The sequence below is a fragment of the Shewanella psychropiezotolerans genome (assembly GCF_007197555.1).
Lineage (GTDB): Bacteria > Pseudomonadota > Gammaproteobacteria > Enterobacterales > Shewanellaceae > Shewanella > Shewanella psychropiezotolerans.
This window is the reverse complement of sequence record NZ_CP041614.1, coordinates 3,982,623-4,004,118: the sequence shown is the minus strand read 5'-3', so window position 1 is coordinate 4,004,118 and position 21,496 is coordinate 3,982,623. Positions and strand designations below refer to the sequence as shown.

Here is a 21,496-nt window from a genome sequence, read left to right as displayed (position 1 = left end):
GGTTTCCTTACTTCTCGACTGAGGCTAGATCTAATGAACTGATCACTTCTACAAGTGACTGATCTTTTAGATTTTGCTGACCGCGGATCACTATCTGCTCACCGGGTTCAATGCCGGCAATAATCTCAACGGTATCGGCTTCACGATACCCTAGGGAGACTTCACGGCGATTCACATTAGTACCGTCGATGACATAGAGGGCAAACTGATTATCTTGGTTGACCACAGCGTTATAAGGCACAGTGATCACATTATTGTGGGTGTCATACCTGAGTTCGACTCGGGTAAACATGCCGGCTTTTAGCTTGGCATTGTCGTTGGGTACAGATAGGGTGACCTTGAAGGTACCACTCTGGGCATCGACGATGGGGCTGATACGCAATACTTTTGCATGAACCGTATCTTGGGAATGCTTATTGGCGAACACTTGTGCGTCCTGACCCAGACGTAAGCTCTGAAGTTGTTGTTCGGGAAGATGGACGATACCGTGCAGTTCGTCTTGATTAACGATATAAAACAGCTCGTCGAACTCTTTTGCCATATTGCCTTTTTTAACGAAGCGAGTGGCGACAACGCCCTCGATGGGGGAGCGAACCATGCTCTCTTCGACCTGCAGGCTTGCCAAATCGCGTTTAGCGATAGCGGCCTGCATGTTGTATTCGAGTTTGGCCATGGAGTCTGCGCTGATGAACTCCCTATTGCCCATCTTCTTTAATCGGTTGAGTTCCTGTTCGATTATTTCCACTTCGGCCTGTGAGCGGGCGAGATCGTATCTCTGTCTCTTAGCATCGATAACCGCCAGTAATTGACCCTTGGTGACTCTGTCACCCTCTTCGACCTCGATGGCTTCAATCAAGCCTGCGATGCGAGTGACCACCTTGGCTTCTTCCGGGGCTTCGAGTGTGGCAGTTGTGCTGTAGAAAGAAGAGACATCTCCCTGAATGACAGTGGTCGTTTCGACTGGAACGGCATACTTCTCCTCTTCTTTAGGAGGCTCTTCACCGCTACAAGCTGAGAGCACAGATACCAGAAGGAGGGGGAGTGCAAACTTGAAACCATTGAGTGGGCGAGTCTGAATGCCGGATTTTTGTGAGTGAGTTACTTGAGTGTTAGCGAGTGTATTTAAAGAGTCCATGTAAAAATACCTAAGTTATTTGTTCCAATTATCACTAACTAAGCACAAGCCATGCCAACAAATAAAACATGTTAAATACAATGGCTTAATGTTTACAGTGTCCACCAAGTTAAACTTGTTAAACACAATGTAGCGAAAAGGTTTAAAAATTGATGCTTTTGACTAATAGGGATTTAACGATTAATTTTGTAACAATTCAAACACCTTTTGATACAAGATGTATCAAAGGTGGCAGTTCATTTGTTTTGTTAATAACCTTAATGCATCAAGTGGCGTTCATTTACTGGGATTGGAAGGAGATAATGAGTAGATAACTCTTATGGAAGACACTCTTATGAAATTCACTCTGATGAAAAATGTAGTCGTTATGGCCTTGATGTCAGTGTTCTTATTCTCACCAAATCTGCATGCACAGAACTTATTGAAAGATGCAGTTCGCATGAATCGTGACATTAAAGACAACAAATATAAGTACAAGCACGAATACAATAAGACTAAGAATAAGGTCAATAGAGCCACAGGCAATGCTCGGGATCTGGCCGATGGCAGCTATGTCGACAAGAAACTGGATAAAATGGAGCACAATGCCTCCAGGAAGATAAACAGGGCAAAAGATAGATTGGACTCCCGCGATGAGATTGCCGAAGAGATGCGCCGTGATATTAAGCAAGGTAAGCGTGAAGCAGTCGATAAATGGTTAGCGGACTAATACCAATCCTTCTAATCTGAGTCAGTCCGGTTATTATATCGCGCTCATCTGGCATAAAGCTGGATTTAAGTCATAACCGTAAAGGACTGGCATGATACAGATACGAAAGTTTAATCAAGCTGAACAATCAGATGATCCAGTCGTCCTGTGGCAGATTAAATACGATACCATTCACAGAGTCAATATCAGAGACTATAGCCTGCTCTAGGTATCAGCCTGGGCACCGACACGATCTTTACCTGATACTTGGCCTAAGCGTATCCAAGCCATGGACCCTTTCATTGCCGAATCTGAAGGCAAGCAGCTAGGTTTTGCTGATCTTCAAAGTGATGGCTATATCGACCATTTTTTCTGTCATGTGGATCACCAAGGGCAGGGGGGAGGTAAAGCTTTGATGAATACTCTGTTCAATGAGGCAGCATTTAAAGGTATATGTCGTTGCTATTCCCATGTCAGCATAACTGCAAGACCATTTTTCGAGCATTTTGGTTTTACTCTGGTTAACTCGCAGGAAGTAGAAGTTCGGGGACAAGTGCTAACAAACTTTGTGATGGAGAAGTGGGTCTAATACCAATTGGTATAAGTTCATAGTGTCTAGGCATTAGTTTTAGGAACGATTTCATCGTAACACTTGCAATAAAAAAGGCACTCGATGAGTGCCTTCCTGTGGTTCCTGCTTCCTAGATTTTAAGTTCTAGGTCCTAGAATCATTAAGATTCACGTTTGTCTTGTGAGACAAAACTACGCTCAGGTGCGCCGGTATATAATTGACGTGGACGGCTGATCTTATGACCAGGTTGATCCAACATCTCTTTCCAATGAGCAATCCAACCTACAGTGCGCGCTAAGGCGAACCATAACAGGGTGAACATGCGGTGGCGGGCAATAAAAAAGGCACTCGATGAGTGCCTTCCTGTGGTTCCTGCTTCCTAGATTTTAAGTTCTAGGTCCTAGAGTCGTTAAGATTCACGTTTGTCTTGTGAGACAAAACTACGCTCAGGTGCGCCGGTATATAATTGACGTGGACGGCTGATCTTATGACCAGGTTGATCCAACATCTCTTTCCAATGGGCAATCCAACCCACTGTACGCGCAAGGGCGAACAGTACGGTGAACATGCTAGTCGGAATACCGATAGCCTTCATGATGATACCTGAGTAGAAATCGACGTTTGGATATAGCTTCTTGGAGACGAAATAATCATCTTCAAGGGCGATACGTTCGAGTTCCATGGCAACATCGAGCAGTGGGTCGTTAACATTAAGCTCTTTAAGGACTTCATGACAGGTTTCACGCATAACTTTAGCGCGAGGGTCGAAGTTCTTATAGACGCGATGTCCGAAGCCCATCAAACGGAAAGGATCTTCCTTGTCTTTAGCGCGAGCGATGAACTCAGGGATACGATCCACTGTGCCAATCTCTTCGAGCATGTTCAGACACGCTTCGTTAGCGCCGCCGTGAGCAGGTCCCCAAAGTGATGCAATACCCGCTGCAATACATGCAAATGGGTTAGCACCTGAAGAACCAGCCAGGCGTACTGTCGATGTCGACGCGTTTTGCTCATGATCCGCATGCAGAATAAAGATGCGATCCATGGCACGTTCAACAATCGGGTTAACCTCGTATTCTTCACATGGCACAGCAAACATCATGCTGAGGAAGTTACCCGCGTAGCTCAAGTCATTACGTGGATACACGAATGGCTGACCGATTGAGTACTTGTAGCACATGGCGGCAATTGTCGGCATCTTAGAGACTAGACGGAAAGCGGCGATTTCGCGGTGACGCTCATCGTTAACATCTAGTGAATCTTGGTAAAATGCAGAAAGTGCACCCGTAACACCACATAGCATTGCCATGGGGTGAGCATCACGTCTGAAGCCTTTAAAGAAGGCGACTAGCTGCTCGTTAACCATGGTGTGATTTTTAACTGTATGAACAAATTGTTCGTACTGAGTTGTGGTTGGAAGCTCTCCGTACAGCAATAAATAACACAGATCTAAATAATCTGAATTTACGGCTAATTCACCAATAGGGTATCCGCGATGAAGCAGTATCCCTTGTGCGCCGTCGATATAGGTAATCGCAGATTCGCAGGAGGCTGTCGCGAGAAATCCTGGATCGAAGGTAAAGTGACCTTTACTACCTAATTTGCTGATGTCGATGACATCGAAGCCTGCCGTGCCTTTTTTTATTGGCAGATCGATTGAGTCATTCCCTGGCAGTTCCAACTTGGCTATATTATCAGCCATACCCGTTCTCCTTACTTCATTCTTATGTGAGTGCGGCTTATCAAACGCCAATACTTTACAGTGAATCCAGATCACATTTCAATTTAAATAAGCGTTTAAATTTCTTAGACCATGGTCTTATTTTGCCCAAACCCCATAACAGAACAGGAACTTGGCAGATTTTTTTACCAAAAAAACAAAATTTGCATAATGTGATGTTTGTATTTGACATTTGCCGCGCGTATACTTGCTTCGGCTCAGAAGAGCCACAGACATTGCCATTTAGAGTGCACTTCATTAGTCACCTGATAAGTTGCTTCTAAAGCGTTAAATGTCTGTTTAAACTTTTCTTTTGTAACGATATCGAAGTGTGAACTCATTCTCGGTTCGATGTTTGAACAAAAGTGGTTCGTATAACAAAAATATAGCTCAATTGAGCAGAGTGAGCAGAACGTGAAAAAGCAAAGACCTGTCCATCTAGATCTGCAGACCATACGCTTTCCTGCAACAGCGATCGCGTCTATTCTCCACCGTGTCTCCGGTGTCATCATGCTATTTGCTGTTGGCATTCTCATCTGGTTACTGAATGAATCTTTAGTATCCCCAGAGAGTTTCGCAGGCGTACAATCTCTTTTTGATAACTTGCTGGTTAAGTTTGTCATCTGGGGAATTCTTACCGCACTGGGTTATCACCTTATCGTTGGCATACGTCATCTGATAATGGATGCCGGTTGCTGGGAAGAATTGCCAGCTGGTATCGCTTCGGCAAAAGCCGCATTTGCATTGTCAATTGCGTTTTCTATCATTGTAGGGGTTTGGGTATGGTAACTAATGCAGCGAGTCTTGGACGCAGTGGTGTTCATGACTTTATTCTAATACGCGCAAGCGCAATCATCTTAGCCCTATACACTATTTTTGTGGTTGGATTTATTGCCCTTAGCTCTCCACTAACCTACGACGCATGGCATGGCTTGTTCAGCGCTCTGCCGATGAAAGTATTCACCTTGCTAGCCCTGGTCGCGATTCTGGTTCACGCTTGGATCGGTATTTGGCAGGTGCTAACTGATTACGTTAAGCCATTAATGCTTCGTGGTTTACTTCAGTTCGTTGTAGTCGTAGCAGCCTTTTCATATTTGGCAGCAGGCATTTTGATTGTGTGGGGTGTTTAAGTGAGTATTCCAGTACGCGAATTTGATGTGGTCGTTATCGGTGCCGGTGGCGCAGGTATGCGAGCAGCATTACAGATTTCAAAAGAAGGTAAGAGCTGTGCGCTTTTATCTAAAGTGTTCCCGACTCGTTCTCATACGGTTTCGGCTCAAGGCGGCATCACAGTAGCCTTAGGCAATGCCCATGAAGATCACTGGGAACAGCATATGTACGATACGGTTAAAGGTTCCGATTTTATCGGTGACCAAGAAGCGATCGAATTCATGTGTAAAACCGGTCCCGAGGCGGTTATCGAGCTTGAGCACATGGGTCTGCCGTTTTCTCGTTTCGAGAATGGCAAGATATACCAGCGTCCGTTTGGTGGTCAGTCTAGAAACTTTGGTGGCGAGCAAGCGGCTCGTACCGCAGCAGCTGCCGATCGTACCGGTCATGCATTGCTACATTGTCTTTATCAGCAAAATGTTAAGCATAAGACACAAGTCTTCTCCGAGTGGTATGCACTTGATTTGGTGAAGAACGAAGACGGCGTGATTGTCGGTTGTACCGCTATCGATATCGAGAGCGGCGAAATCGTCTATTTCAAGGCCAAGGCTACCGTGCTCGCTACTGGCGGCGCGGGTCGTATCTATGCTTCTACTACCAATGCACATATTAATACTGGCGATGGTGTCGGCATGGCAATGCGCGCTGGCATACAGATGCAAGATATGGAGATGTGGCAGTTCCATCCTACGGGAATCGCGGGAGCCGGTGTTCTGGTGACCGAAGGTTGTCGCGGGGAAGGCGGATATCTGCTGAACAAAGACGGCGAACGTTTCATGGAACGTTATGCGCCTAACGCGAAAGATTTGGCCTCTCGAGACGTGGTTGCACGTTCTATGATGACCGAAATTCGTGAAGGTCGTGGTCTAGATGGTCCTTTAGGTCCGCACTTGCTACTCAAGCTGGATCATTTAGGCAAAGAGACACTGGAAGCGCGTCTTCCAGGTGTGTGTGAACTGTCTCGTACATTCGCCCATATCGATCCGGCCGATGGCCCAATCCCTGTATTACCCACGTGTCATTACATGATGGGTGGTCTGCCTGCTAAAGTGAGCGGCCAGGTCATTCGTAAGAGTGAAGATGGCTCCGAGACTGACGTAATAGGCCTGTTTGCCGTCGGTGAGATTGCCTGTGTATCGGTACACGGCGCTAATCGTTTAGGTGGTAACTCACTACTGGATTTAGTGGTATTTGGTCGTGCTGCGGGTCAGCATCTGGGTAAAGCCCTGGATGAGACTCCTAATCCGAAAGATGCTACTGATGCCGACATCGATGCGTCTCTAGCACGTCTGAACCGTTGGGAAAGCAACAAAGACGGTGAAGATCCGGTGCAGATCCGTAAAGATTTACAGCTTTGTATGCAGCTGAACTTCTCAGTATTTCGCCGTGGCGACTCTATGGCTGAAGGTTTGGCTGAGCTCAAGCAGATCCGTGAACGTCTGGCCAATGCTAAGCTTTCTGATAACTCGAAAGAGTTCAATACCCAGCGTATCGAATGTTTAGAGCTGGATAACTTGATGGCGACTGCGATTGCAACGGCTTATGCCGCCAATTTCCGTACCGAGAGCCGTGGTGCTCATTCACGTGAAGATTTCCTCGAGCGTGATGATGAGAACTGGTTGTGTCACAGCCTGTTCGACCCGGTTACTGAAACAATGGATCGTCGTGCGGTTAACATGGAGCCAAAGCTTCGTGCAGCCTTCCCACCGATCAAGCGTACTTACTAAGGAGATACAGAGATGAATTTGAATATCGCAGTTTATCGCTATAATCCCGATGTAGACGCTAAGCCGTATATGAAGGATTACACATTAGAAGTCGCAGAAGGCACCGATATGATGGTTCTGGATGCACTGATACTGCTGAAAGAGCAAGATCCTACCTTGGCATTTCGTCGTTCATGTCGTGAAGGTGTTTGTGGCTCAGATGGCCTAAACATGAATGGCAAGAACGGTCTGGCTTGTATCACGCCAGTGTCTACCTTCAAGAGTAAGAAAATTGAGATTAGACCTCTGCCGGGTATGCCAGTCGTGCGTGACATTATTGTAGACCTATCTCAGTTCTACACTCAGTATGAGAAGATCAAGCCTTATCTGATTAACGATGAGAAAACGCCTGCGCGTGAACATCTGCAATCACCTGAGGAGCGTGAACATTTAGATGGTTTATATGAATGTATCATGTGTGCTTGTTGTTCTACCGCTTGTCCATCTTTCTGGTGGAACCCTGATAAGTTCATCGGTCCAAGTGGCTTGTTACATGCCTATCGCTTCCTAATCGATAGCCGTGACACAGCAACCGAAGAGCGTTTATCGGAACTTGATGATGCATACAGCGTATTCCGCTGCCATGGCATCATGAACTGTGTGGATGTATGTCCTAAGGGACTCAATCCGACTAAGGCAATTGGACATATTAAGTCCATGTTGTTGAAGAGAGCAGTGTAAATGCAAGACAAAGAGCTGATAGTAATAATTAGATAGCTCGAATTGAGTCACTTCTCTGTAGAGAAGTGGCTCTTTTGTGTAATGGAACTACAATAAGCCGTGAATTCTGGAACATCAGAAATCTAGGGGCGGCAAAAACTGTGTACCTCTCGTCAGTCTATTTTTATCTACGACGAAGGGTGCATTTACAAAACTTCGGCTAAACACGTGTATAAAGTTTGAAAGGAATAGAAATGCACCAAGGCATCATGAAAGCCTGGCTCGAATCATCACACCTAAACGGTGCTAATTCGACCTATGTAGAAGAGATGTATGAAGCCTATCAAGAAGACCCTCAGTCTGTTTCCGAAGACTGGCAAGTGGTGTTTGATAACCTCCCTCATGCCAACGGCGCATCGGCTGATGTACCCGAAGCAGCCCACTCTAAAGTACGTGATTATTTTCGTAGTTTAGCGCTCGAAGGACGTCATAAGGGCTCAGCCCGTGTGACAGATCCTGAAGTCGACGCTAAGCAAGTTAAAGTCCTGCAGATGATCAACGCTCATCGATTCCGTGGCCACCAGAACGCTAATCTCGACCCTCTGGAATTGTGGAAACGTGATAAGGTTTCTGAACTGGACCCGGCCTTCCATGGCTTAACAAGCGAAGATATGCAGCGTGAATTCAATACAGGCTCATTTGCTCATGGTGGCGAAACCATGAAGCTAGTGGATCTTGTACACGCATTGAAGGCCACATATTGTGGCGCTATCGGTGCCGAATACATGCACATGATAGATACTGACGAGAAGCGCTGGATCCAGCAAAGGTTAGAACCTTCTTTAGGTAGAGCTAATTACGACAAAACCGCTAAAACCCGTATCCTACAAGGCTTGAACGCCGCTGAAGGTATGGAGAAATACTTAGGCGCGAAATTCCCAGGAGCAAAACGTTTCTCACTCGAAGGTGGCGATGCGCTGGTTCCTATGATGCGCGAGATCATCTATCGTGCGGGCGAAGCCGGCACCAAAGAGGTCGTCGTGGGCATGGCTCACCGTGGTCGTCTGAACTTACTGGTTAATATCTTAGGCAAGAAACCTGCTGAGTTGTTTGACGAATTCGCCGGTAAGCATAGCGACGCACTCAATGGTTCGGGTGATGTTAAGTATCATCAAGGTTTCTCCTCCGACTTTAAGACGCCCGGTGGCAATGTTCACTTAGCCCTCGCGTTTAATCCATCACACCTGGAGATCGTTAATCCGGTCGTCATGGGCTCGGTGCGTGCTCGTCTGGATCGTCGCGGTTGTAATGATGGCCTCGAAGTCTTGCCTATCACCATTCATGGTGACTCGGCTATCACAGGTCAGGGCATAGTCCAGGAGACATTCAACATGTCTCAGACTCGCGGCTTCAAGGTCGGTGGCAGCATACGTATCGTGATTAATAATCAGGTAGGTTTCACCACCTCGAATCAGGACGATGTTCGCTCAACAGAGTATTGTACTGATATCGCTAAGATGGTGCAGGCACCGATTTTCCACGTTAATGCCGATGACCCGGAGGCTGTTGCCTTCATCTCTCAGCTGGCCGTCGATTATCGTAACGAATTTAAGCGAGATGTGGTTATCGATCTGGTTTGTTATCGCCGTCATGGCCATAACGAAGCCGATGAGCCGAGCGCGACTCAACCGCTGATGTATGCCAAGATCAAGAAGCATCCTACGCCGCGTAAGATCTATGCCGATAAGTTGATTGCCGAGAATACCTTGGCCGCCGATGAAGTCACTGCGATGATCAACGCTTATCGTGATGCCTTAGATCACGGAGATTGTGTGGTCGATGAATGGCGCCCTATGACACTGCATTCGGTCGACTGGTCACCTTACATCAACAGAGAGTGGGATGAAGAGTATCCGGCTCAGATGTCGATGGATCGTATTCGCAATCTTGCGGATAAGATCAGTTACGTGCCTGAATCTCACAAGTTGCAATCTCGCGTGGCTAAGATCTACAAAGATCGCGCCCTGATGGCAAAAGGTGAGAAGCTGCTCGATTGGGGTTTCGCCGAGACTCTGGCTTACGCGTCTATTCTCGAAGACAAGAAACGTATCCGTATCACGGGTCAGGACTCGGGTCGTGGTACCTTCTTCCACCGCCATGCGGTTCTGCATAATCAAAATGATGCATCGGCTTATATGCCGCTACGCAACATTGCCGACGAGCAAGGCCCGATTGACCTGACTGATTCTGTCTTATCTGAAGCTTCTGTACTGGCTTTCGAATACGGCTACGCTACGGCTGAGCCGGGGGGATTGACCTTATGGGAAGCTCAGTTTGGTGATTTCGCCAACTGTGCCCAAGTTGTCATCGATCAGTTTCTCTCGTCTGGTGAGCAGAAGTGGGGCCGCTTGTGTGGTCTGACTATGTTGCTACCCCATGGCTATGAAGGTCAGGGCCCAGAGCATTCGAGTGCTCGTCTGGAGCGTTTCCTGCAATTATGTGCGAATCACAATATGCAGGTCTGCGTACCATCGACACCGGCTCAGGTTTATCACATGCTCAGACGTCAGGTTGTACGTCCTATGCGTCGTCCTCTGATCGTGATGTCTCCTAAATCTTTGCTGCGCCATCCATTAGCTGTTTCCAGCATGGAAGAGCTTGCAGAGGGAACATTCCAGAATGTTATCCCTGAGATGGACAGCCTGAATAGCAGCAAGGTGGATCGCGTGGTCTTCTGTAGCGGTAAGGTCTATTTCGAACTGCTAGAGAGACGTCGTAAAGAGAATATCACTAATGTCGCCCTTATCCGTGTGGAGCAGCTTTATCCGTTCCCGCGTGAAGAGATGCTAGAGACATTAGCCCAATACCAGCATGTCAAAGATTTTGTCTGGTGTCAGGAAGAGCCGCAAAACCAGGGCGCTTGGTATTGTAGTCAGCATCATTTCTGGGGTTCAATCCCAGCCGGTGCAGAGTTAACCTATGCCGGTCGTGAAGCATCAGCTGCCCCTGCGTGTGGTTATCCTGCGTTGCATGCTCAGCAGCAAGACTCTTTGATCAAAACAGCATTAAAACTGTAGTAACAGACAATTTATAAAAAGGATAGCTCATAATGAGTATCGAAATTAAGGTACCCGTACTGCCAGAATCTGTTGCCGATGCGACCATTGCCACTTGGCATGTGAAAGCTGGCGAACAAGTCACTCGCGATCAGAACCTCGTCGATATCGAGACTGATAAAGTTATACTCGAAGTGGTTGCTCCCGAAGATGGTTCAATCTCCGAGTTCTTGGCCGAAGAGGGTGACACAGTGCTTGGTGAAGTCGTTATCGCCAAGTTTATTGCGGGGGTGGTAGCGGGCCAGGAAGTGACTAAAGCCGAAGCCGAAGCCGCAACTCCTGAAGCGAGTGATGAGTCAAATGACGCCCTTAGCCCATCGGTTCGCCGTTTGATTGCAGAGCATAATATCGATGCCAGTAAGCTTAAAGGCACTGGTGTTGGCGGACGTATCACTAAGGAAGATGTCGAAGCCTTCGTTAAGAATGCCAAGGCTGCACCGGCTCCTGCTGCAAGTGCACCAGCTGCTATAGCGCCTCTGGCTGAGCGTAGCGAGAAGCGTGTGCCTATGTCACGCCTACGTAAGACGATTGCTAAACGTCTTCTGGAAGCTAAAAACTCTACAGCCATGCTGACGACGTTCAACGAAGTCAACATGCAGCCTATCAAGGATATCCGTAAGCAGTATCAGGAGATCTTCGAGAAGCGTCATGGTGTCCGTTTGGGCTTCATGTCTTTCTACATCAAGGCAGTGACAGAAGCGCTGAAGCGTTTCCCTGAAGTGAATGCCTCTATCGATGGCGATGACATCGTTTATCACAACTATTTCGATATCAGCATCGCGGTTTCTACACCACGTGGTCTGGTTACGCCTATACTGCGTGATACCGACACCATGAGCCTTGCCGATATCGAGCGTAATGTGCGTGAATTGGCAGTCAAGGGTCGTGATGGCAAGCTAACCGTTGCAGACATGACTGGCGGTAACTTCACCATTACTAACGGTGGTGTGTTCGGCTCATTAATGTCGACACCTATTTTGAACCTGCCACAGAGCGCGATCTTGGGCATGCATGCCATCAAGGATCGTCCTATGGCAGTCAATGGTCAGGTTGAAATCCTGCCCATGATGTACCTGGCACTTTCTTACGATCATCGTATTGTTGATGGTCGTGAGTCAGTTGGCTTCCTGGTTGCCATTAAGGACTTCCTCGAAGATCCAACTCGTCTACTGTTAGATTTATAAAAAAGTACAGTGACACCATACCAGTCACGTCTCAGGATGTGATTGGTATTACCCTCGTTACTGGCCCAGAAAGAGCCAGTTAAATTTGATAAGAAGTATATGGATAGATCATCATGAATTTGCATGAGTATCAGGCAAAAGCTCTATTTGCCGAATATGGTTTGCCAGTGTCAGAAGGTTTTGCTTGTGATACACCACAAGAAGCCGTTGAAGCTGCTGGAAGGATTGGCGGTGACACTTGGGTTGTTAAGTGTCAAGTACATGCAGGTGGCCGTGGTAAAGCTGGTGGCGTTAAAGTTACTAGCTCTAAAGACGAGATCCGCGCGTTTGCCGAACATTGGTTAGGTAAAAATCTGGTAACGTACCAGACAGATGAGAAGGGTCAGCCGGTTGCTAAGATTTTAGTAGAAACCTGCACCGACATCGCCAACGAATTGTACCTAGGTGCCGTTGTCGATCGCGCTTCACGTCGTGTGGTATTCATGGCTTCTACCGAAGGCGGTGTTGATATTGAGACTGTGGCTGAAAATACGCCAGAGTTGATCCACAAGGCTATCATAGATCCATTGACAGGTCCTCAGTCATTCCAGGCTCGTGATCTTGGCTTCAAGTTGGGCCTAAACCCGACTCAGATGAAGCAGTTCACTAAAGTCTTCATGGGCTTAGCTAAGATGTTTGAAGACCATGATTTCGCACTTCTAGAGATTAACCCGCTGGTTATCACCGACGAAGGCAACATTCACTGTCTTGATGGCAAGATTGGTATCGACGGTAATGCTTTGTACCGTCAGCCTAAAATCCGTGACATGCACGATCCATCACAAGATGATGCACGTGAAGCACATGCTGCTAAGTTCGAGCTTAACTATGTCGCACTAGACGGAAACGTCGGTTGTATGGTTAACGGCGCAGGTCTTGCCATGGGTACCATGGACATAGTTAACCTACACGGCGGCAACCCTGCTAACTTCCTCGATGTTGGCGGCGGAGCGACTAAAGAGCGTGTAGCTGAAGCGTTCAAGATCATTCTGTCTGACGATAACGTTAAAGCAGTATTGGTTAACATCTTCGGTGGTATCGTGCGTTGTGACATGATAGCTGAAGGTATTATCGGTGCAGTTAAAGAGGTCGGTGTAACCGTACCTGTTGTTGTCCGTCTTGAAGGTACTAACGCAGAACTTGGCCGTGAAGTATTGGCTGGTTCAGATCTCGATATCATCGCTGCCACGAGTCTTACTGACGCGGCTCAGCAAGTTGTTAAAGCTGCGGAGGGCAAATAATGTCTGTCTTAATCAATAAAGATACTAAAGTTATCTGTCAGGGCTTTACCGGCGGTCAAGGTACATTCCACTCTGAGCAAGCTATCGATTACGGTACTCAGATGGTTGGTGGTGTATCACCTGGAAAAGGCGGTAAAGTTCATCTTGGTCTGCCAGTATTTAACACAGTTAAAGAAGCTGTCGCTGAAACCGGTGCTACTGCATCTGTTATCTATGTACCTGCTCCTTTCTGTAAAGATGCCATTCTTGAGGCTATCGACGGTGGCATCGAGCTTATCGTTTGTATCACAGAAGGCATCCCGACTCTGGATATGCTTCAGGTTAAAGTTAAGCTTGAAGAGACTGGCGTGCGTATGATCGGTCCTAACTGTCCAGGTGTTATCACTCCTGGTGAGTGTAAGATTGGTATCATGCCTGGTCACATCCACAAGCCGGGTAAAGTCGGTATCGTTTCTCGCTCAGGTACGCTGACCTATGAAGCGGTTAAGCAGACTACCGATGAAGGTTTCGGTCAGTCTACTTGTGTTGGTATCGGTGGCGATCCAATTCCTGGTACTAACTTCATCGACGTTCTTGAGTTATTCCAGAACGATCCACAGACCGAAGCGATTGTCATGATCGGTGAGATCGGTGGTACTGCTGAAGAAGAAGCGGCCGAGTACATCAAGGCTCACGTGACTAAACCTGTTGTTTCATACATTGCCGGTGTAACAGCACCTGAAGGTAAGCGTATGGGTCATGCCGGTGCAATCATCGCCGGTGGTAAAGGTACAGCTGAAGATAAGTTTGCCGCGCTTGAAGCTGCAGGCGTAACGACAGTTCGTTCACTTGCCGATATCGGTAAAGCACTACGTACAAGAACTGGTTGGTAATTAGTCCTTCCGATTTAAAAAGGCGCCTCGGGCGCCTTTTTTGTTGCCATTTTTTACTGATGCTTTGAGTTAATTATGTTTATCGTATCCGTTATTTTTCCGTTGATTTTCATGGTGGGTTTGGGCTACCTGCTGACTCATATCAAATACTTCAGCCGTGAGCATCTAGCTGGTATAGGTAAATTTGCCTTTAATATCAGTATTCCGGCCTTTTTGTTCCTGAATATGTATAAAGCACCCCTAGAGCAGAGTCTGAACATCACCGAGCTGGTGGCATTTTATCTGCCTGTTCTTGCCGTGTATGGCATAGGTTTTGTGGCCAGTAAATTCTTTAGCCGGAGTAGTAAAAATCAGGCCCAAAGTGCCGTCTACGCTTTAGGCTGCAGTTATTCCAACACGATTCTAGTGGGTCTGCCCATCATCATCGCGGCGTTGGGTGAGTCTATGATGGGTAATGTGTTTGTCATCATCACCTTTCATAGTGCGCTCTTGTTTGCTATGACCTTCTTACTTTCCTCTAGAGCGTCAGGACAAGCTTTTTCATGGTCCAGCTTCACCCGCTCAATTTTATTTAATCCTGTTGTGATGAGTATCTCTCTGGGAATGATCATTAATGCTTTGGGGCTCAAGCTGCCCGATGAGCTGATGTCCGGACTCAGTCTGCTGGCTGAGCCAGCATTGGCCTGCGCCTTGTTCGTCTTGGGGCGAACCTGAGTTTTTATAGCATCAGTCAGGAGTGGGTATTTTCGGCCTTGGCATGCGCAATTAAATTGCTAGTGTTGCCGGCTCTGGTATACGGTTTCGGACATTATGGCTTGGGCATGGTAGGGGATAGTTTGGCGCTAGTAGTGCTGCTCAGTGCCTCACCGCTGGGTGTGAATGCCTATCTGATTGCCACTCAGCTTAAGGTGCAGCAATCAGTATTGGCCAGCACAGTCGTCTTATCGACTGTGCTCTGTGTGTTTAGTTTCGGATTTTGGTTGTGGATCTTGTTATAGGCCTAGACGCTTAAATATTAGTTTTTAGATGCTTTAGGCCTGATGCCTGAATTCAGGAGGCTGGAGGAAGAACACATCTTCGGCGTAGAACTGTTCTGCTCGGCTGGTCTTCCACCAGATCTGCCAGGCATCATCCAGTTCACCGTTTTCAATCAGCGCATTCGGCGCTACGGGTTTGATTAGGCTACCCATAGACATCAGTAGGCCATAGGGGGAGCGGCGTTTTATCATCTGGGGGAGCAGCTTAGCGGGATCATCTAAGCCCATGCTGCCGACGAGTTCGTAGAAGCTCTTTAGGGTATTGTGATGGAAGTTTTTAATCCTTAAACTCTTCTCCTGCACATTGATTGCTTTGGCCCTGGCGGGATCTTGGGTGGCGACGCCAGTGGGGCACAGATTGGTGTTGCAGTGACGGGACTGAATACATCCCAGAGCCAACATCATGGTGCGCGCGGCGTTAACCGTATCGGCGCCTAGGGCAATTTTCGTGAGCAGATCGAAACTCGAGGCGGTTTTCCCCGAGGCTATGATGCGGATTTTGTCTCTTAATCCCACGCCGATTAAGGCGTTGTGAACAAAATACACGGCTTCGAGACACACCATGCCGAGTCGGTTCGTGAATTCAACTGGTGCGGCTCCGGTGCCACCCTCAGCGCCGTCGACTGTGATGAAGTCCGGGGTGATCCCTGTCTTCAGCATAGCCTTACAGATCCCGAGAAATTCGGCGGGGTTGCCGATGCAAAGTTTAAAACCGACGGGTTTACCGCCACTGAGTTCTCTTAATCGCGCAACAAAATTAAGCAGATCTATGGGAGTGGTACATTCTGGGTTTACTGCCGGAGATACGCAGTCTCTGTCCATGGGGATATGACGAATTTCGGCGATTTCCCGGGTGATTTTAGCCTTAGGTAGCACGCCTCCGTGGCCAGGTTTTGCACCTTGGCTGAGCTTTATTTCAATCATCTTTATTTGTGGTCGCTTAGCCATGGTTTCGAAGGAGTCTGGGTCAAAATTGCCTTCATCATCACGGCAACCAAATAGTCCTGAGCCTATCTGCCACACTATGTCGCCACCGTGTTTTAGGTGGTAGGGGCTTGCGCCGCCTTCTCCCGTATTATGAAAGCAGCCGGCCTGTTTGGCACCAAGGTTCAAGGCTTCGATGGCATTTGCGCTTAATGAGCCAAAACTCATGGCTGATATATTTAAATAAGATGCTTCATAGGGTTGAGTGCAGTCGGGTCCGCCGAATTTGATGCGTTTCACCTCATCGCTTATTTTTTTTGGGGACAGTGAATGCCAGAGGCTAAGATAGTTCTCTTCCAGCAGATCTCTCTGGGTACCGAAGGCGATGGTGTCACGGATATTCTTGGCTCTCTGATAAACCAAGGATCTCTGCTCTCGATTAAAGGGGCGCTCTTCTGTGTCATTTGCGATGAAATATTGTTGGATCTCGACCCGATAGGACTCGAGGAAATAGCGAAGGTAGGCGACTACAGGGTAGAGTCTGTTTAAGTTGTGGGAGCTAAATTTGAGATCATAAAAGCCGATTACTGTGTAGCAGGCTGTGAATACTAATAGCAATACGGATAGGGGGCTTGTACTTAAAAAAAAGAGGGCTAACAGGTTACCTACACTGGCAATTAGCCAGTAAATCAATTGCATTATTGTCATATTGCTTCCTTGTTAATCGTGCGGAACCGAGCAAAATATACGCTTTATTATGGGATTATATTGATAAAAAACTAACAGGTATATAAATTGGTTACTAATTTAGATTCGCTGCACTAAATTGTGTTTAGATGTACTGGGTTCAAACATTAGCCTCAAATTAAGGGATTATATGATCATTGCTGAAACGGATAGGTTGATTTTACGACAATTTGAAGCTAAGGATATTCACACCCTATTCTTGCTTAACAGCATACCAGAGATCTTGACTTACATTCCCGGCGAGCCGATGACCTCGGTCGATCAAGCTGAGCAGATTCTTTCAGATATCATCATTGCCAACTACGAAGAGTTTGGTTACGGCCGTTGGGCCGTAGAGCATAAAGCGGATAAGAAAGTCATTGGATTTTGTGGACCTAAGTATATTACTGAATTTAGGGAAGTCGAGCTGGGTTACCGTTATCTGCCAGAATATTGGGGCCAAGGTTATGGCTTTGAAGCGGGGAAGTCGGCATTAGAGTCGTTTCCAGACTTTGGAGTCCATGAAGCGATTGCTCTCATTTTATTGGGTAATAAAGGGTCTGAAAACCTGGTCAAAAAGCTTGGGATGGAGCATAGAAATAGAGACCGTTTTATGGGGCACAAGGTGAATGTGTTTCACAAGCATCTTTAATAGGCACAAAAAAACCAGCTCGAGGGCTGGTTCTTTTAGGATGAAACTTAGTGTGTCTTAAGCGTCGTTGTGTTCACACTCATCATTAGTACACACACCGTATAGGTATAGGCTGTGGTTGGTGAGTTTTATGTTGTGTTTCATGGCAATCTCATCTTGTCGAGTCTCGATCAGATCATCTGAAAACTCGATGACCTTGTTGCATGATAAGCAAACGAGGTGATCGTGGTGATGTTTAGTCGCCAATTCGAAAACTGCCTTGCCGCTCTCGAAGTGATGGCGGGTAACGATACCTGCATCATCGAATTGGTTGAGTACACGGTACACGGTGGCAAGACCGATCTCTTCACCTAACGCGAGTAATCTTTTATACAGATCCTCAGCACTGATGTGTTGATTTTCGGGTCCTTGCATCAGTTCTAGAATCTTGACTCGTGGTAAGGTAACTTTCAAACCCGCTTTTTTTAGCGCCTGATTTCCATCTGTCATTACTAATCTCTTGATTGCAGAACCATCAGTTTAACTATCGGTTCAATAGTGGATATTAAGATCTATTATAGAGGTAAAATTAAAAACTTAAACCTTTGAAGGTCTTTATCTCACCTTTATCAAAGCAAATACAATAAATCGCTATAAATCAGAGATAAAGCATGCGATTTAAGCTTACATTTTGTATTGTTATTATTGTATTTATACTAATGCATAATATCGTGTGTCAGATATTTGAGTCAGGCTTGTCGGGTTATATTTAATAAGAATAAAAAGAGTATGGAAGGAATGAAAATGTATCGGCAGATAGTGATTTTAACCGGCGCTGGAATTTCAGCAGAATCAGGCTTAAGAACGTTCAGAGATCAAGATGGTCTATGGGAAGAACATAAAATTGAAGATGTTGCGACGCCGGAAGGTTATGCGCGAGATCCCGAGCTTGTGGATCGATTCTACAATGCCCGTTGGAGTCAGCTGCATAGTGGAGATGTGGAACCGAATGCAGGGCATAATGCCTTAGCGCGCCTCGAGAGAGAATTTGATGGTGAGCTATTGATAGTCACTCAAAATATCGATGACCTACACGAACGAGCGGGATCACACCGTTTATTGCATATGCATGGGGAGTTGTCGAAAGGACGTTGTCCGCGTTCCCGTCAAACCTTTTTACTCAAAGACCCATTTGGCCCCGAGCATACGTGTACTTGCTGTATTCCGGCCCAGAGGCTAAGGCCCCATGTGGTTTGGTTCGGTGAAATGCCCATTGGCCTAGACCGCATTCAACATACTTTAGATAATTGTGATCTGTTTATCGCCATAGGGACTTCAGGCACCGTTTATCCGGCCGCAGGCTTTGTTGATACTGCTAATCACCATGGCGCTCAAACCGTTGAAGTCAACTTGGTCGAAGCAGACCGTCACAGTCAATTTCAATATCATCTGCAGGGTAAGGCCAGTGAAATAGTGCCAGACTTGGTCGATAATATCTTGTCGGGGACTGTGATCAGTAATCGCTAAGAAATTGGGTTGAAAATAGAATGTCGTAATAGCCGAGGTAGTTAAAGATGGAAGAAGCCCTGAGTCGAACTCTGCCAAAAGAGGAAGATAAACAAGGTCAGAATTTGAAAAAGTTAGTGATAATCATGCGCGGTCTTCCCGGCAGCGGTAAGTCTCGTTGGGTCGATGAGTTTATTGGCAGTCAAACACTCGAAGTCGCCATGAACATTCGGAGCAAGGGCTATTTCTCGACGGATAGTTTGTTCTATGTAGGGGATGAGTACAGGTTCGATGCTAAATGTTTGGCCGAGTTTCATCAGCGCAACTTAAGTGGATTTATTCATGCGCTATCGGTTTCTCAGCCTCTAGTTATTTGTGATAATACTAATATGGCTTACTGGGAGTTTATGGCCTACGAAGCCGCGGCGAAGGCCTTGGGCTATCAGGTTCGCATCGTGTTAATAGGTGAACCTCATGACCCTGCTCATCAAGCTGAATGCGCCAAGCGAAATAACCATGGCGTACCGTTAGCCCAGATACAGAGAATGGCCAGACAGTTCGAAGTCTTCTAATTCTAGTAAATATCAGTCGGATGTTGCGACCGTAAATGGGTTAGAATTTCCTGCTCCAAATAGAGCATTAATTGGCGGGAATTTTCATCTGCTAAGTTTAGTCCTACCCAGCCATCTGTGCCCATAAATTCGATAGCAGATATCTCCAGTGTCTGAGCCCAGTGGCCGCTCAGCCTGAAAATACCTCTTGATGTATGTATTCTGGTGATATGAAATGCTGTCATGACTTAACGCTAACAAATAGCGTCCTAGGTTACAATTGATGATTCGAGGTAAGGTTTTTAAGTTGTCAGTATCTTTGAATGACTAACTTAAAATGGGTTAATCGCTAGACAGTGAGTTAGCATCTCAGGCCGATATGATCAGGGTGACCTTGCCTATGACTCTGCCACTTCTTATGGGGCCCATCTCTTGGCTGGATATACTGGTATCGTTTTCTCCTTTGAACCAGAGGTTACCCGCACAGTCTATTTTGACAAGGGTCTTGATCAGCTCACCTAGTCTGGGGTGATCGAAAAGGTATACTGCACCTAGTGTTAAACGAGTTCGAGAAAAGGCGCTCATGCAGAGAACGAAACTGCCGGCAGGAATACGCGGCTGCATACTGACTCCGGCAATACGGTATAGATTGATCCCAAACATGAGTGCTCCTTAAGCTTAATCGCTATGTTAATTGTGGGTAAATCAAGGTCTCTGCGGGCGGATAAGGGCAGGTGGCCTGATAAGTCTTAACCCCTTTGGTCTCCCAGAATATCTCGGCGAAGCGATTGACCTTTTCCAGCAGTAGCAGAGTCGCATCACGATCGATATGCTGTTTGGCTTTAGATGCCGCCAACATGATGCTGTGACTCAGCTCATGGAGCTGCGGGAATTGATCCAGCTGAGGCTGCTTGATGTAGTCGCCCCAGATAATAGTGATCTCATCTTTTACCTTGTGGCCATGGACTTCTTTTTCGGCGACTAAACGGCCGAATTGAGCCTGTTCATTGGGCGTCAGAGATGACTTAGCATTGAGTTCTTCGAGTAAGTCGACCATGCGGATCATAGTCAATACCGCCAGCTGAGCCGTGATAGGATCGTAAATCTTGCACGGAATATCACAGTGGGCCGAGGCACGCTTAAAAGACGCTTTACTGTCGAGTTTATTCAATAAATTATAAAACATGTTAGCCCCCTTATTTGCTGTCTGATCGAGTCGCGGCTTTCTTTCGACGGTACATAGTGATGGCGAGTCCCAGGGCCGCCACGGCGGGCAAAATCCACAGCAGATGGACCATAGACGATGACCAATGAGCATGATCATGTCCCGGATGTGCCAAGGCCGTTGGGGCGATAAGCAGGGTGGATATGAATGTGAATACTGCTGAGAATCTTTGCTTCATGGGTACTTGACCTTAACTATTAAGTGGGTTTCAGATGTCTGGTTTGAGATAGGCTTGTTACTAGTGAATGACCGGAGCCAAAGCGTTCATATCGATACATTTAGATCCCTGTAATTGGCTCTTTTGGAATAGGTATAACTCTTTGCAGCTAAGCTTCAATCCATGCAGGATCGCGGCATAGATGGGCTTATTATCTGCTTGAGTGATGAGTCGATTTCTTAATTGGTGATAAGGGATCATGATATTGCTAAGTTGAGCGTCGGCTTTTCCCTGTCTGCCATAGAGCTCAGACAGGTTATGGTAACTGGCTAACCAGGCCATCATGACCTGTTCATTGTTGGTGTATTCGGCATAGAGGTGATTAATTCTCGACACGGCGACCAAATATTGATGTTCGGCATCCTGCCAATCACCAGCCTGAAAAGCTTGGTTGGCCTCAAAAATCAGCTGTTTCCATGTATCCATACCCTCACTCCTTCAATATCTATAAGTGATAAATGCAAATAAGAATCAATATCATTATGCTCGTGAGAAGGGATTTGTAAAGGGCGGTACA

20 protein-coding genes and 3 pseudogenes are annotated in these 21,496 nt (G+C 46.7%); 14 read left to right on the top strand and 9 right to left on the bottom strand.

Annotation, left to right across the window (positions count from 1 at the left end; genetic code table 11):
• Positions 1-7 precede the first annotated feature (7 nt).
• Positions 8-1,135, bottom strand: a complete 1,128-nt coding sequence (locus FM037_RS17830) for an efflux RND transporter periplasmic adaptor subunit (RefSeq protein ID WP_227992521.1) — start codon at positions 1,133-1,135, stop codon at positions 8-10.
• A gap of 334 nt (positions 1,136-1,469) precedes the next feature.
• Between FM037_RS17830 and FM037_RS17825 the strand changes: the two genes are divergently transcribed.
• Together FM037_RS17825 and FM037_RS17820 are read left to right on the top strand one after the other, a co-directional pair.
• Positions 1,470-1,844, top strand: a complete 375-nt coding sequence (locus FM037_RS17825; protein WP_227992523.1) for a hypothetical protein — start codon at positions 1,470-1,472, stop codon at positions 1,842-1,844.
• A gap of 253 nt (positions 1,845-2,097) precedes the next feature.
• Positions 2,098-2,412 (top strand): annotated as a pseudogene (locus tag FM037_RS17820) (GNAT family N-acetyltransferase); the annotation flags it as partial.
• A gap of 142 nt (positions 2,413-2,554) precedes the next feature.
• Here FM037_RS17820 and FM037_RS17815 read toward each other — a convergent pair.
• Positions 2,555-2,716 (bottom strand): annotated as a pseudogene (locus FM037_RS17815) (citrate/2-methylcitrate synthase); the annotation flags it as partial.
• Between the two features lie 87 nt (positions 2,717-2,803).
• On the bottom strand, positions 2,804-4,096 hold the full coding sequence (locus FM037_RS17810) for a citrate synthase (protein WP_144047084.1): 1,293 nt from the start codon (positions 4,094-4,096) through the stop codon (positions 2,804-2,806).
• Between the two features lie 411 nt (positions 4,097-4,507).
• Here FM037_RS17810 and sdhC point away from each other — a divergent pair, with 411 nt between their 5' ends.
• The 9 genes and pseudogenes from sdhC (at position 4,508) to FM037_RS17765 (ending at position 15,160) form a co-directional block, all read left to right on the top strand.
• Positions 4,508-4,903, top strand: coding sequence for a succinate dehydrogenase, cytochrome b556 subunit (gene sdhC / locus FM037_RS17805; protein WP_144047083.1), 396 nt, complete (start codon positions 4,508-4,510; stop codon positions 4,901-4,903).
• Positions 4,897-5,244, top strand: a complete 348-nt coding sequence (gene sdhD / locus FM037_RS17800) for a succinate dehydrogenase, hydrophobic membrane anchor protein (protein WP_144047082.1) — start codon at positions 4,897-4,899, stop codon at positions 5,242-5,244. Before sdhC ends, sdhD begins: the two co-directional genes overlap by 7 nt.
• Positions 5,245-7,011, top strand: a complete 1,767-nt coding sequence (gene sdhA / locus FM037_RS17795; protein ID WP_144047081.1) for a succinate dehydrogenase flavoprotein subunit — start codon at positions 5,245-5,247, stop codon at positions 7,009-7,011.
• 12 nt (positions 7,012-7,023) lie between these two features.
• Entirely contained in the window at positions 7,024-7,731 is a 708-nt protein-coding gene (locus tag FM037_RS17790; protein WP_144047080.1) for a succinate dehydrogenase iron-sulfur subunit, read from the top strand.
• Between the two features lie 233 nt (positions 7,732-7,964).
• Entirely contained in the window at positions 7,965-10,787 is a 2,823-nt protein-coding gene (sucA, locus tag FM037_RS17785) for a 2-oxoglutarate dehydrogenase E1 component (protein WP_144047079.1), read from the top strand.
• A gap of 32 nt (positions 10,788-10,819) precedes the next feature.
• Positions 10,820-12,010 (top strand): 2-oxoglutarate dehydrogenase complex dihydrolipoyllysine-residue succinyltransferase, encoded by a 1,191-nt coding sequence (odhB, locus tag FM037_RS17780; protein WP_144047078.1) that lies wholly within the window; start codon positions 10,820-10,822, stop codon positions 12,008-12,010.
• Positions 12,011-12,123: 113 nt separating this feature from the next.
• Positions 12,124-13,290: an ADP-forming succinate--CoA ligase subunit beta gene (gene sucC, locus FM037_RS17775; protein ID WP_144047077.1), complete on the top strand. Its 1,167-nt coding sequence runs from the start codon at positions 12,124-12,126 to the stop codon at positions 13,288-13,290.
• Positions 13,290-14,162, top strand: coding sequence for a succinate--CoA ligase subunit alpha (gene sucD, locus FM037_RS17770; protein WP_144047076.1), 873 nt, complete (start codon positions 13,290-13,292; stop codon positions 14,160-14,162). The genes sucC and sucD overlap by 1 nt, the downstream gene beginning before the upstream one ends.
• Before the next feature lie 75 nt (positions 14,163-14,237).
• Positions 14,238-15,160, top strand: a pseudogene (locus FM037_RS17765) (AEC family transporter).
• A gap of 33 nt (positions 15,161-15,193) precedes the next feature.
• Here FM037_RS17765 and FM037_RS17760 read toward each other — a convergent pair.
• Positions 15,194-16,831: an FMN-binding glutamate synthase family protein gene (locus FM037_RS17760; protein ID WP_144047075.1), complete on the bottom strand. Its 1,638-nt coding sequence runs from the start codon at positions 16,829-16,831 to the stop codon at positions 15,194-15,196.
• 169 nt (positions 16,832-17,000) lie between these two features.
• On the opposite strand from FM037_RS17760, the gene FM037_RS17755 reads away from it, so the two are divergent.
• Positions 17,001-17,501, top strand: coding sequence for a GNAT family N-acetyltransferase (locus FM037_RS17755; RefSeq protein WP_144047074.1), 501 nt, complete (start codon positions 17,001-17,003; stop codon positions 17,499-17,501).
• Positions 17,502-17,558: 57 nt separating this feature from the next.
• On the opposite strand, the gene fur is transcribed toward FM037_RS17755, so the two are convergent.
• Complete coding sequence (gene fur / locus FM037_RS17750) at positions 17,559-17,990, bottom strand: ferric iron uptake transcriptional regulator (RefSeq protein WP_144047073.1); 432 nt, start codon at positions 17,988-17,990, stop codon at positions 17,559-17,561.
• Between the two features lie 294 nt (positions 17,991-18,284).
• On the opposite strand from fur, the gene cobB reads away from it, so the two are divergent.
• Positions 18,285-19,007, top strand: a complete 723-nt coding sequence (gene cobB, locus FM037_RS17745; protein ID WP_229380937.1) for a Sir2 family NAD+-dependent deacetylase — start codon at positions 18,285-18,287, stop codon at positions 19,005-19,007.
• A 125-nt stretch (positions 19,008-19,132) separates the two neighbouring features.
• A complete protein-coding gene (locus tag FM037_RS17740; protein WP_227992557.1) occupies positions 19,133-19,558 on the top strand; it encodes an AAA family ATPase in 426 nt (141 codons plus the stop codon).
• Between the two features lie 348 nt (positions 19,559-19,906).
• On the opposite strand, the gene FM037_RS17735 is transcribed toward FM037_RS17740, so the two are convergent.
• The 4 genes from FM037_RS17735 to FM037_RS17720 are packed head-to-tail and all read right to left on the bottom strand — an operon-like array spanning position 19,907 to position 21,405.
• Complete coding sequence (locus FM037_RS17735; RefSeq protein WP_144047070.1) at positions 19,907-20,200, bottom strand: S24/S26 family peptidase; 294 nt, start codon at positions 20,198-20,200, stop codon at positions 19,907-19,909.
• Between the two features lie 22 nt (positions 20,201-20,222).
• Entirely contained in the window at positions 20,223-20,723 is a 501-nt protein-coding gene (gene sodN, locus FM037_RS17730) for a superoxide dismutase, Ni (protein ID WP_144047069.1), read from the bottom strand.
• A gap of 10 nt (positions 20,724-20,733) precedes the next feature.
• On the bottom strand, positions 20,734-20,940 hold the full coding sequence (locus FM037_RS17725; RefSeq protein ID WP_144047068.1) for a hypothetical protein: 207 nt from the start codon (positions 20,938-20,940) through the stop codon (positions 20,734-20,736).
• Positions 20,941-21,000: 60 nt separating this feature from the next.
• Positions 21,001-21,405, bottom strand: a complete 405-nt coding sequence (locus FM037_RS17720; protein WP_144047067.1) for a hypothetical protein — start codon at positions 21,403-21,405, stop codon at positions 21,001-21,003.
• Positions 21,406-21,496 lie beyond the last annotated feature (91 nt).